Below are 13,290 nucleotides of genomic sequence, written 5' to 3'. Positions count from 1 at the left end.
AACTATTTTTCCGCATATTCAAAATAGTCGAAATCGGCTGCCTTGCGGAACCCGGTCAAGTCCTGGCAGCAGATGCCCACAAACGCCCCGGTGAACCATCCTTCCCGGCATGCCTCATCGGATAGAGTGCTTGCATCGAATACAGGGCCAATCGGCTCAAAGTCCCCATCCTCATGCAGCGAATAGGCGAATTGAAGCCGATCATGATCGACCGAGACTCGCAAATGGATGCTTGCCGCGTCTTCCGGAAGCGCTATATAGCCCACCGGCTCCTCATACTGGTTATTGATTGCGGAAAGGATGCTGATGGACCGCCCAAACTGCTCGTGATGGGTGATATGCAGATAGTAATAATTCTGATAATCATAGAGACAGATGAGACCGGCCATCTGCTTGAAGTTGTCCGGTGCGAATTCCAGGCAAGTGGTAGCGGTAAACGTAAAAGCCTGCCATCTTCGGGCAATCAGACTCTGCCGATATTTCGAACCAAGCCCTTCTCTGCCGTACAGACGCAGGTATCCTTTTCTTGCAGACAAGGAATAAAAGGTTTCGTCCAACGGAACCCGCAGGGATTGAAAATGAATATCGAGCTGCGGCTGGTCGAAATGATCCCTTTCCGGTCTTGCCGGAAACGGAAACGGCGGAAGAGCGGGCGCTTCAACCTCCACCTCCGGGATAACTAACCTGTGGGAAAGTCTCAGCCAATCGTCCCCGGTCCACTCCACCTTCTGGATCGCCGTTTCCCGTCCCAGTGTGTATTTACGCTCCCCTGTTTCCGTCCGGTTCTCCAGCGCCCTTCCGCATAGATGCACCATATACCACTCGCCGGTTTGCGTTTCCACCAGATCGCCGTGACCGGCCTTTTGCAGTAGAACGTCCGGATTGTCTCTTGAAGTCATGATCGAATTGCCTTCGTAATACTCATATGGCCCATACAGCTCCCGCGATCGCAGAATTGATTGTCCATGGCCTTCCCCGGTTCCCGTATCCGCCGCGAACAAGTAATAATAGCCGTTCCGTTTGTAAATATGCGGGCCTTCCAGATAAAGATCGCGGCTGGCAAAAATCGTCCGGACCTCCCCGATCATTCGCTGCTCCTCCGTGCTGTATTCCTGCAACACCAAATGCCCCTTATACGGCTTATGTACCCGGTGATCCGTGACCATGCTGACGATATATTTACGGCCGTCCTCATCGTGAAACAAGGAGGGATCGAATCCGTAGCTGTTCAGGAATATCGGCTCGGACCAGTCTCCCCGAATATCCGAAGCTGTCACCAGATAATTATGGGTATCGTACATCTTCACATAGAACGAGTTCACAACGGTATAGATCAGATAAAACAGGCCATTGTCATAGGTAAGGCAGGGAGCCCACACCCCCTGGGACGGACCAACGCCTCTTAAGTCGAGCTGGGATACCCGATTCAGTGGATGGGCAATCAGCTCCCAGTGAATCAGGTCTTTAGAATGATGAATCTGTACACCGGGAAACCATTCGAAAGTGGAAGTGGCGATATAATAATCATCCTCCACCCGAATAATGGAAGGGTCCGGATTAAAGCCTTTTAATATAGGGTTTGATATTTTCGCCACAGCCAACGACTCCATTCCATTGAATTTAGAAGGCTATTGTGATCACCACAAATATAAATCGCCGCCCTTAAGCTTGAACGCCGCTTCCAATAAATAATAATCGCCGTAAATAATCGGTTGATGGTGGCGATCCGTATGATAGGCGGACGAGCCTCTTTGGACAATCGCGTCGGATCGGCTGCTCCAGTCACTGCGTTCTTCCACGACCTTGATGAGTTTAACCGCGTTATCCAGATAGAGCTTTCTCTCCGGACTGTCCACGGCTTTGGCGATTTCGATCAGCCCGCATGCCGCAATGACCGCCGCCGTATCGTCTTCAAGCCCCGGTTCTTCCGGCTGCCGGAAGTCAACCGGAATGACGCCATTCCCCGGAGTATTGGCGATAAAATAGTGGGCGATGACTTTAGCCGTGTCCAGGTATTCCCGCTTGCCCGTATGGATATAACTCATCATAAATCCGTATAAGCCCCACGCCTGGCCCCGAGTCCAAGAGGAGCCCTGCCCATAGCCCTGCCCGCCGTATGTCTGGATGACCCCGCCTTCGAACGGATCAAATTCGACTATATGATTTACTGAGCCGTCCGGCCTTACAAAGGTCTCCATCACGGTGTCGGCATGCCTCATCCCAATCTGCATGAAACGCGGATCACCGGTTTCTTCCGATGCCCAATACAGAAGCGGAATGTTAAACATACAATCGATGATGGCCCAGCCTCTCGTATCGGAACCATCCACCTCATTCCAGGCCCGGATAAAGCCGCCCGCCAAATTAAAACGTCCCGCGAGCAAATTGGCGGCATGCAGCGCTCTTTTTCGAGATTCCGGATTACCGGTAACTTTGTAATTGGCAACACTCGTCGGCAGCCACATAAATCCGACATCATGATGGAGGCCGTAATATTCCTGAAAGCAGCGGTCCATGAAGCCTTCGGAGATCCCCGCTATATCCCGGTACTTGTCGATGCCCGTCTCATAGTACATCAGCCACATCATCCCGCCCCAAAATCCGTTCGTCCACCAGTTGATACCGTCGGCCGGGGTGCCCGAAGGATTGCATATGTTGCGGTCGTCATGTGTGCCTTCGATGGTGGTATAAGGAATCTTATCCTTCGACTTCTCGCTTACCCACTCCATTTTTTGGCGTATCTTCTCGATTATCGCAGCCAGCCACTGCTGATCTTGGTCATTCAACATTTAATCGTCCCCTTCAACTAATGCTCTCCCGTATTGAACTGAATCTGTCTGGCAAAGGAATTGGTATCGAAGCCGCTGTCCTCAAGAGAGGTCAGCAGTCGTCCGTTGATATACATCCGGTTAAAGGTGATGCCCTCCACTACCCGCCCCTCATCATACCCATGGATTCTGGGCGGATTGCCCTTAGTGCCGTTGTATTCGATCTGTTCAAACGTCACATTCTCAATCCGGTTCCCCGGCAGTGGATTATAGTCTTTGTTGTGAACCACGCGGATGTCGAACAGCTGCCCCATTTCAAAATCATCGACCCGGATATGGCTGTACACGACATTGCGCACGGTGTTGCAGTCTCCCGCGTTAATGGCCATTGCTCCCCAATAATTGACCTGCGGCTCATGATGTTCGAGGATATCGATATTTTCATAGCGGATATTCTCGATGATATCGCCGCCTTGTTCATGGTCGCCGTGAGTGCCGATCATCAGGGCATGCGCGACATCCGCCCACAGCACCGAATCGCGGACCGTCACATCCCGGGTATCGCCGCGATAATCCCAGCGGGAGCCGTAGATGGCAACGCAGTCGTCGGAGTTTCTCATAAAAAGATCCCGCAGCTGAATTTGCTTGCAGGACATCATATCGATGCCGTCGGACCAGCCGCGCGTACTGAAGGATTTGAAGTTCTCAATTTCAACCTGCTCGGACTGTCCCAGAAAAACGCTGTAATGCGGAGGATCGATTACCATGATGCCTTCAATCCGGATATGGCTTGAGAAAGTGATCCTCACTCCACGGAACGCAGAGAACCGATGGAACATCGCCAGATAGATCATTCCGCGCCCGCGAATGACGACATCCTGCACCCGATCACAGACGAGCGACCCCATGAGCGCCGCCCCGCCCGCCAAATATACAGTGATGCCCGAAGGCAGCCGCAGAACCGTCTCCTCCACAAAATGGGCGCCTTCTCCGAAATACAGAACAGCCGGCGTTTCTCCCGTAGCGTCAAGCGGCTCAGACAGCAGCCTCAATAAATCATCGGTCCGGTGAATGCCGGGCTTCACGAACAGAACGTCTGGGTCATCCGGCTTGGGAGGATGTAATTCAAACGGATTGGCGAACAGATGCAGATTCCTGAACCGGTCCCCGTTGATTTCAATGGATAGCTTGCGGGGCTCGTGCAATGCAAACGTCAGGGTATCTCGAGCGACGGCCGGTATCAATGAAGTGGAACGCGGACGGATCTCACAGCTCTGGATGGTGGTATACAGACAGCAGATTTCCACCTCCACTTCGCCTTCCATATCAAAATAGGCCATCGAAGCCTGCCTTACCTGATGCATGTCCACATTGACCTCAAAGACCGGTATTTCCTCCCATGCTCCCCCCACGGGCCGGATACGGACGCGGAAATCTCCACTTAACGGAATGTGAGGAGGAGCCGGATAATGTTGCATACGATTCATGTCTTCCATCCTTTCACGGGTGCTTCCACTAACTTATCAGACCCCCTTGCGACTATCTATTTCATCATTTTTAAATCGGTTCCAATTTCTTTAAGTATGGCGGCTGCATAAGCGCAATTATGGTGATTTGCCTTCAGGCTTGCGTAAAAAAGGGGCTGTTCCATCATCCTCAGATGACATTTGGAACAGCCCCGGAGCTATAGCTTCTGCCTAGATCAATCCGATTAGATCAATCCCAAAATTCTTGCTGCAAGAACCGCAGCTTCCGCCCGCGTTGTCTGTGACTTCGGAGCAAAATCGCCCGCGCCCTGACCTTCAATGAAGCCCGCTTCGGCCATGATGTTCACCGCTTCCGTAGCAAAAGCGGAGATTTGTGAAGCGTCGCCGAACAAGGCTGCCTCGCGCATTTTCGGCGGCTCCATACCCGCCGCCTTCATTACTTGGACGGCCATGACCGCCATTTCCTCCCGGGTAATGCTGCGGCTCGCGCCGAATGTGCCGTCCTCGTATCCGGTGACAATTCCCAGTGCTTGAGCCGATGACACCGCGTCCGCGTACCACTGGCCCGCTTTCACATCGGTGAAAGAGGAGGTCCGGCCCGTCTGCACCAGGTCAAAGGCTTCCATCATCAGCTTCAGGAACTCGGCGCGGGATACCGCACGCCCCGGGGCATACATGCCGTCTCCAATCCCGTTCACGATTTGACGGGCCGACAAGGCTGCTACGCCATCCTTCGCCCATGAGTAGGAATCCATGTCCGTATAGACGGACGGATTCGAGAGCACTGCGTACTTGCTGAAGTGCCTGGCGTCGAAATCGAGTGTTCCGGCTGTGCGGTCATATTTGGAATTCCGGATCACCTCCAGGCTGCCGTTATCCTGGAGAGATGCGGCGACCAATCCATAAATCGATTCATCCGCTTGCGGCGAATAAGGAATCTTTACTCCGACGACGCTGCCCTTGGCGAAAGCGTTCACGCTCTGACCATTAACGAAGATTCCGAACTCGTATACCGGTCTGTTCTTTAGAAGGTCGGATAGCGACGCCGAAAGTCCAGACCGATCTCCCTTACCGATCGACACGGTCAGCTTGTCGGTGTCATTCAGGTTGTCGACCGCATTCAGGGGGATTTTCAAAGACGCCAGTCCGGTTTCAATCGTCAGGAGCTTGATTCCCTCCTGCATCGACTTCAGCCAGGCGCTGGCCGGGAGCTCCAGCACGATTGTGGACAGCCCGGTGTCACTCTGCACCTGAATAGACAGCGAGTTCTCGCGATTCTGTACGGCATGGCTGATCGCTTCCTGCAGATTCTCCTTGCTAAGCGAGACCTTCGCCACTCCATTGCTCACAACGGGGATGACCTGAATGCGGCTGCCGTCCACGCTTGTTCCGGCCTGGCCCGTGGAAGCGGACACATCCCCTCCCGCGCCCTCCCCGCTGCCGCCGCCTGCTGGCTGGGACGCCTGCGCTGTCCTCACGGTGTATGCCTCGCTTTCCGCATAGTTGCCCGCGGCGTTAAAGGCGACTACCCGGAACGTATAAGACGTGTCCGCAGTGAGACCTGTGACGTAATAGCTGTACGTATCGCCTGTCACGGTTGCTTCCTTGTCTGCTCCCATGAAGAGCTCATAGCGGGTGACGCCAACATCATCGGAAGATGGCTCCCAGCCCAGCGTCAAGGAATTTGCGGTAATGGCGGTCGCATGCAAGCCCGTCGGCGGAGTCGGCAGAGTCGGTGTCGGTGCGCCCTCATCGATAACGGTGACATATGCGATTGCCAGTATAGTCGTGTCATAGACAGCGCCCGTTACGGTGAAGCTTCCGGCGGCGCTGTATTGAACCGGGTCGATATCCTCCCAGTTGACAGGCAGCAGCTTAACCGTCTCATCGCTATAAACGGCATTTACCACCGTCGGCAGCTTCGGGGCTGTTCCCGCTATTGTCGTTACGGTTACCGGCTTCAGACTAACGATAACCGCCTTGACCGAGAGTTGCTTCATCGCTCCCAGCATCACGTCAGCGGCATCGTCAATTTGCCGCTGCGTGCTGAAGGAGGAGGCCAGAAGCTCCTTCGCTGCTTCCGTTGCCGCTACCACTGCCCCAAGACTCTCTTCCGTATAGAGGTCTTGGTCTAAACCTTCGGCTTGCTGCGCCAAATATTCCAGCAAGGTCTTGTCGGCTGTTCTCTGATTGAACTCCAGTTCCGCTACATTGGCATTCCCGGTCTGAGAGTAATAACGCAGATAACGGTAAGCCTTCTCGTCATTTATGGCGGCCGTGTACCATTGTGCGGTGCTAACGCCGCTTATGGTATACAGGTCCACATAATTCACTCCATCAACAGAGCCTTGGAGTATCGCTCCGTTAACCCGGCCGAGATGCGCCGCAGTGCTTCTCGGATAAAACTTGAAGCTGGATAGCGACCTTTCATTGCCTTCGCCCAAATCGACAACGATCCAGCCCGGATTCGATTTCGTATCGGTAAATGTATCTTTATTGCCATCGAATGCCATCCATCCATTCACGGCTGCCGTCAACTTACCGTCCCAGGATATGTCCGACGCCTTGACCATAGACTCGGCAACGGCTATTTTCTGTACGGGCAGCTCAGAGACCGGGACCAGCAGTTTCTCTGCCTGGAACAGTTCATTCAGCAATGCCAGCATATCCGCTCCCTGCTCGTTAGCGGCTATTACAATCCGGTTCGCCTCTTGCTTGTACAGGTAGTAGCTGAGCCGGGTATACCCTTCTGACCCTTTCACCTTCGATTGGATGGATTCGGCCGAAGTATCATATTCGCCATACACTTCCACTTCAGCTACATTGCCGCTCCATGCCGACGGGTTATAAATTCGCAAGTACCGGTAGGAGCTGTTGTCCCGGATTTGTTCTTCGCTGATAAATGTCCATGTATTGTCCGCCGCCCCCGATACAGCCGGGGTCAGATCGGTCCAATTCGCCTGATCATTGGAGCCTTGCACAATCAGACCGTTCATGCGGCTCGCATAGCCGGGTCTGGGCATCAGAACAACATCGCTTAACCTGATGGCTGCATCCTGCCCGAAATCTATCGTATAATAGGCTCCGCTGCCGCTCGCCAGGTCGCCATAGGTGGCGGTGTTGCCATCAAACAACAGATAGCCGACCTTGTCCGCAGGCAGACCGCCGCTGCCGTATTGAGCGCTCGAGGCAACGACATTAGCCAGTTTCGCGATATCAATAAACTTGGACTTGTTGACATAATACAAGGACGACTGATCCGTGGTGAAAATGGCCGGATCGGCAGACAGCCCGTCGGCGGTTTTGTAGGCAATGGAGAACTTGACTTTGCCTGTCGGCATAGAGCCATCCATAACGACAGAGGCGGTCCAATTGATCTGGTCCGTTGATTGAACCGTCGCTTGGCGCCCTTGAATAGCAACCTCCACATCCTGAATAGGCTCGGCGGATTGGAAAGACAAGGCAACCGTATTCCCGGTATTCACCCTGTTCTGAATGCTCTGGGGCGAGCTCAGGGATACGGACTTGAGCTGGTTGTTCGTCTCATGACGCGAGCCGTAGATGCGAAGCTCGGACAGTTCAAACATGGTGCTCGACGGTTGTATCATTTGCAGCTTCAGGAAGCGGAACTGCTTATCCTGCTGCTCCCCGCCGACTTCCAAAGTCTGCATATCATCGGAGACAACGGTGAGTCCGGGAGTCAGCCGGGTCCATGTCTCTTTATCATTTGACCCGAATACCGCGGCGCCGCCAATCCGTTCGGGGAATCCGGCTCTGACTTGAAGAGCGACGGCAGTGGGAGATACTTTGAAATCAACTCCAAAGTCGAGGATGTAACTCAGATTGTCAGCCAGGTAATAACCGGCGAAGCTGTCCGGAGCGCCATCAATCAGATTGCCAATTTGTGTACCGAAGGTTGAAGAAGCCACCATATCAAAATACGACATGCTTCCATCATCCATTAACGGTGTTAATTCCTTTAGCCCTTCAACGGCGAGGTTCAGATCGGCCAGCTTCCGATAAAATTCCTCATCCGATGCCGTTGGCAGCGCATTCATCACATCGTCGATCATCGCCCGATATGCCTTCAATGTCGAAGATATATAGCTTGTGTCCGGATCATATGGAGCAATGTCAGCCTCTACCGCTGCCTGACGATTAGCGGCTACCGTAATGTTCACGGCCTTCGCCGTCACGGAGGTTCCGTCCGATGCGCTGACGATGATTGAATACACGCCAGCCTGTTCAGGCTTCCATGATAAGGCGCCCGTGCTTTCATCGAACACTGCTCCGTCAGGCTTATGGTCAATCTGATAGGTTACGGAATCGCTTCCGGCCGCATCATTGGCTGAGAAGTCATATTGGAGCGTAGCCTCGGACCCGACATAGGCATACAGATTCAAATTCGCCGGTCCGGATGTGAAGGCAGGGGGCGTCAATTGAGCCGCCGGCGCCAGCAGCAGATGATCGATGTCAACCAGAGTCCCGGCGCCTGTAACCTTGAAATAAATCAAATCGCCCAACCCGCGATATGCATTCAGGGTAAAGGTGACATACTTCCATTGTCCCTTCGTGTCGGGCAGCACCAACTCGGCATCTTTCCAGCCGTTAACCTCCAGCTTTGCCGTACCGTTGGTCCGGATTCTCAAAGCGACCGTCTTCAGGCCTGTGCTGGAAGCGACCACTGAAATCCGGCTTCCTCCTTCTGTCGCTTTGACCTGCACATAGGAAGTATCTCCTTCCTGCATAACCGCAGCGTTCGCGTCCAGGCTGGTGGCCCGCTGGTCAATTTCCGCCCAATCCGTACTGGGTGAAACTTTAGGCAAGGTCGATGCCCCTTCAGCCGCCGCTTCCTTCGGGATGTACAGCCAGTAATCTGCTCCGCCATCAGGCGATTCCCAATAAAACGGCGTTCGCTTGTTGAACATATCGGCGTAATACGGCGCTTCTTTCTCAATATCCAGCCCCATGTTGTATTTGTAGTAGTAGTACTGGCCGTACACATTGCCGCCAATCCGTCCCCGGTATGCACCGGAGAGCACTTTATAAATGACGGGAATTCCGTGCGAATCATACCGTGCCACAACGGGAGTCCATGGCGTATCATAGCCAAGCATGTACTGGGCGAAATAATCAGCCGCCTTCAGTATCCGGTCGCCCAGAAACGCGTAGGCAGTTACCGCGTTATCCGCTGTGGACAGCGTTCCATCCTCCGGGTCGACCTTGGTGCCTTGCGCGTCCAATAACCGGCCCAGAATTTCCACGTTGGTAAGATCGCCGGCGCCATGAGCCTGATCCCGTCCCATTTCCACATGCTGGACTCTCGGCGTCTCCAGCTTCTCCCCGGTTACGGCGTCTTCCGTGACCAGACGGAACAGCTGCTTGATGGAGCCGTTCTGGCCCTGGTCTGCCGCGGTTGCATTCACGGTAAACCATTCAACGCCTTCTTTATAACGGTCCGTATTGTCTGTAAAAATATACCCGGACATCGCGCCAAGCAGCGGATACAGATGCTGGTTCATGAAATATCCGTTGGAATGCTGGAAGGTTTCGATGACCGGATTGATCAGGTTTGTCGTAAAATTGGCCGTATCCGCTTCTGTCCACAGAAGAGCCGGGTCAAGGCCGTCCGAATCGCTGTAACGCAAAATCTCCGCAGCCGTAACCATCCGGTTAAGCGGAATTCCCGTATGAATATGCGCATCGGTAAAATACTTGTACTGGGCCGGGTCAAGACGAGACCAGGTCCGGATAAGGCGCATGGCATTATAACGGTACACCTCATCACCGGTTGTATAATACATCAAGGCCTGGGTATACGCTCTCAGACCATCCGCTATAAATCTGGAATTATAGCTTTGGCTGTTAAAATCCAGGCTGCGCGGCTTCGTGGGGTCCGATGAGTCCGTCTGATTGCTTGAAGCAAAGTTCCTGGAAGCGTAGGGGGATTTGGTCATGGCGACATAATACGAATACCAGGGTTCCTTCTTGGCGATAACTTGCTCGCGCATGTTCTCCAGAATGTCTTTGGTCAGACCGACACCGGGGTGAGTGAACCCGTTGCTAACGGTTTCATGAATAACGACATGATCTGTAGGCTCGGGTACGCTGTCATCCGCCTGGGCTTGGGGCAGGACAACATCGCCGATCAAGGTTACAGACAGCAGTATGCCTGAGATCATGATGACAAACGCTTTGGATAATAGAGATTTCCGGATGCTCATATCAAACCTCCTACGTGAATGATGAAACACCAACTTCCGTCCTGTTACAGCCTTTATACATCCCAATCCCGTATTTGCCTCGAACGTTTAACCACCTCCTGGCTGACGTAAAATAAGCAGAACCACCCTCATCGGAAAGCGCATACATAATTCTCTGTTGAAACACGGCTCATCATAGCAAATTCCTTTTTCGTTATCTATTGCAAATTCTTTTACTTTTTTATAATTTCATTCAAATGAAGTCTCTCCGTGAGCAAAAGGCCGAATGTATGCGAAAGGCCCGATATCCGCCGATATCGAGCCTTTCCTCTCATTCATGATTTGAAATTATTTGGCATTCCAGGTCGGCGTAGGATTATCGCACAAAGCTTACGGAATCCCCATCCTTGTTCAAATGCAGTTCGGAATAATCGTTCAATACCGGAATATCACCGTTAAATTCAATCGGCAGCACGACGTAGCCGGATTTGAAATAGTCCTGGCCGTTCCATCGGTCGCCAAAATAAAGATACTCCTGCTCCGACTTTTTCAGCACGAATGCAGGCTGTGTATGGTACGTCGTTTCATCCCCAAAATCCTTAAGCAATCCCCAAGGCCCGTCCATGGAATCCGCCATGGCGTATTTCCCCTGGTTCGGGTCCCATCCTGTGCAAAAGGAGGTCAGCATATAGTATTTTCCGTTCCGTTTGAAGACAGCGGGTGCCTCCCGGTATTCCCCCTGCCACAATTTGTGGACGAGGCAGTCCACATTCATATAATCCTCCGCGAGCCGGTACACATGCAGGTCCGCATTGTCCCTGGCGGCGGAAATGAAATAAGCGGTTCCGTCCTCATCTTGAAAAAGAGTACAGTCGCGCGACATATAACCGAATGGATTAAAGCTGCCATGATACACAAAACCGCTGTCCGGGGCGTCCGATGTGGCGATTGCGCATGCCGCCGCCTTGTAATTCTTCCCGTTCTCATAATGGACCCAAAGAACGAATTTCCGTGTCGCCGGATTGTACAGCACCTTGGGCCGTTCCAGATTCACTTTGCCTCCGTCATCATTCTTCAGTTGCAAAATCGTTCGCACTCTGATGGATTCAGCCGGCGTGGATGTCGTAAGAATATGGTTCCGGAATTCCCAGTTGAACAGATCACTGGACCTGTAACAGCTTACATAGTTCTGATCCCTGCGGTCTTCGCCGTACCAATAATAGAAGCCGTCATGAAATAATAGATGTCCACCGTGGGCGTGAATCGGCTGGCCATTGATGTCATTCCAGACCGTGCCGTTGGTTAATTTCGTACTCATCGCGGAAGCCCCTCTTTCCTCATCTTGGAGAGTCAGGATTAACATGCCTTGATGTTGTGAGCATGATTACCAATGATAATATAAGGCGCTTCCAATTGAAAGGCACTGCCGTTGACGGTTACATTCTCAAAAGCAATATCCCTGACAACCCGGGTATCGTCATATCCTTCAATATGCGAGGGATTCATACAGGTTCCGTTAAAATGAATGTTCTTGAACATGATCTGTTCAATCACCTTGCCCGGGGCGGGGTTGTATTTTTCGTTCTGGAGAACCCGAAGATTGAACAATTCACCTAGCTCGAACGATTCAATCCGGATATCCTCGTAGGTTACATTGCGAACCGTATTGTTATCGCCCGCGTTGATCGCCATGCAGCCCCAGTAATCCGGCTGCGGCTCATGGTGCTCCAGGATATCGATATCCGAGAAGGAGATGTTCTCGATCACATCTCCTTCCCCTTCATGATCGCCATGCGTACCGATATTCGTCGGGTGGGCGACATCTGCCCACAGAATCGAACCGCTGACCGCAACATTCCGGGTATCGCCTTTAAATTCGCCGCGCGAAGCGTATACCGCCACGCAGTCATCCGATGTACGGAGGAACCCTCCTTCGATGGCGACATGCTGACAGGCCATCATATCAATTCCGTCGCACCAGCCTCTTGTGCTGAATGATTTCAGGTTCTGAATCCTTATATCCTCCGACTGTCCGAGAAGCACCGTGTAGTGGGGAGGATCGATTACCGTTATCCCTTCGATATGGATATTGCGGGAATATTTGATCTCGAAGCCGCGAAAATACGTGGATTTTTCAAAATCGGACATATAAAGAATGCCTCTGCCTTTAACCGTCACATCGTGAACCTGATCGCACACAAAGCCCCCATAAACTACAGCGTCTCCCGGTATGTATACCGAGGTGCAGGATGGAAGGCGAAGCAGCGATTCATCGAGCCGATGAATGCCGGGGCCAAAGATGACGTTGCGCTTACCCGGAGAAGCCGGCATGCGTTCAATCCGGTCTTGAACTTCCGCTGCTATATGCCATCCCGGCTCCAATACCAGCATCTCCCCGTCCGGAGCTTCCGGAATATCCGCTCCAATCGGATTCGCAAACAGATGAAGATTGTGAAACCGGTCGTTGTTCACTTCAAGCGACAACAGCTTTGGCCCATCAATCGTGAAAGACAGGGTGCGGCCCTTGCACTCGCAATGAATGCCGGCTGCCAGCGGACGGATAATGGCATCATTAATAGTTCCGTGATTGGACTCCACTTCAATCTCCACTGTACCGGAGCAATCGAACATGACCATGGACGCATTGCGGACATTATGCATATCCACCTTCACATTGTAGCTGAACAAAGACTCCCACTCCCCTTCTGGCGTTCGAACACGGACGGAGAAATCGGAGTTGGACACGGCGCCCTCCGGTGCCGGATAGACATGGATTTGGTTCTCGGATAACAAGTTTCTTCACTCCCGTCAACAAGGATAAAACCGGCCATG

General features: G+C 52.6%; 6 protein-coding genes. All 6 read right to left on the bottom strand.

Going from position 1 to position 13,290, the window contains the following annotated elements; all coding sequences use genetic code 11:
* Positions 1-2: 2 nt before the first annotated feature.
* The 6 genes from KIH86_RS13745 to KIH86_RS13720 all read right to left on the bottom strand — a co-directional run bounded on the left by KIH86_RS13745 (position 3) and on the right by KIH86_RS13720 (position 13,251).
* The gene (locus KIH86_RS13745) at positions 3-1,595 is read right to left on the bottom strand and encodes a glycoside hydrolase family 43 protein (protein ID WP_223085488.1); all 1,593 of its coding nucleotides are present in this window, start codon (positions 1,593-1,595) and stop codon (positions 3-5) included.
* Positions 1,596-1,637: 42 nt separating this feature from the next.
* A complete protein-coding gene (locus KIH86_RS13740; RefSeq protein WP_223085489.1) occupies positions 1,638-2,789 on the bottom strand; it encodes a glycoside hydrolase family protein in 1,152 nt (383 codons plus the stop codon).
* 17 nt (positions 2,790-2,806) lie between these two features.
* Positions 2,807-4,255 carry a glycosyl hydrolase family 28 protein gene (locus KIH86_RS13735; protein WP_223085490.1) on the bottom strand — a complete coding sequence of 483 codons (1,449 nt, stop codon included), beginning with the start codon at positions 4,253-4,255 and terminating at the stop codon, positions 2,807-2,809.
* Positions 4,256-4,479: 224 nt separating this feature from the next.
* Positions 4,480-10,479 (bottom strand): S-layer homology domain-containing protein, encoded by a 6,000-nt coding sequence (locus KIH86_RS13730; RefSeq protein ID WP_223085491.1) that lies wholly within the window; start codon positions 10,477-10,479, stop codon positions 4,480-4,482.
* Between the two features lie 355 nt (positions 10,480-10,834).
* Positions 10,835-11,776: a family 43 glycosylhydrolase gene (locus KIH86_RS13725; protein ID WP_223085492.1), complete on the bottom strand. Its 942-nt coding sequence runs from the start codon at positions 11,774-11,776 to the stop codon at positions 10,835-10,837.
* A 38-nt stretch (positions 11,777-11,814) separates the two neighbouring features.
* Positions 11,815-13,251 (bottom strand): glycosyl hydrolase family 28 protein, encoded by a 1,437-nt coding sequence (locus KIH86_RS13720; protein ID WP_223085493.1) that lies wholly within the window; start codon positions 13,249-13,251, stop codon positions 11,815-11,817.
* Between the last annotated feature and the right edge of the window lie 39 nt (positions 13,252-13,290).

The organism is Paenibacillus sinensis, from assembly GCF_019904155.1.
Classification (GTDB): domain Bacteria; phylum Bacillota; class Bacilli; order Paenibacillales; family Paenibacillaceae; genus Paenibacillus_AQ; species Paenibacillus_AQ sinensis.
The sequence above is the reverse complement of the archived record's forward strand: the minus strand, read 5'-3'. Positions and strand labels throughout refer to the sequence as shown.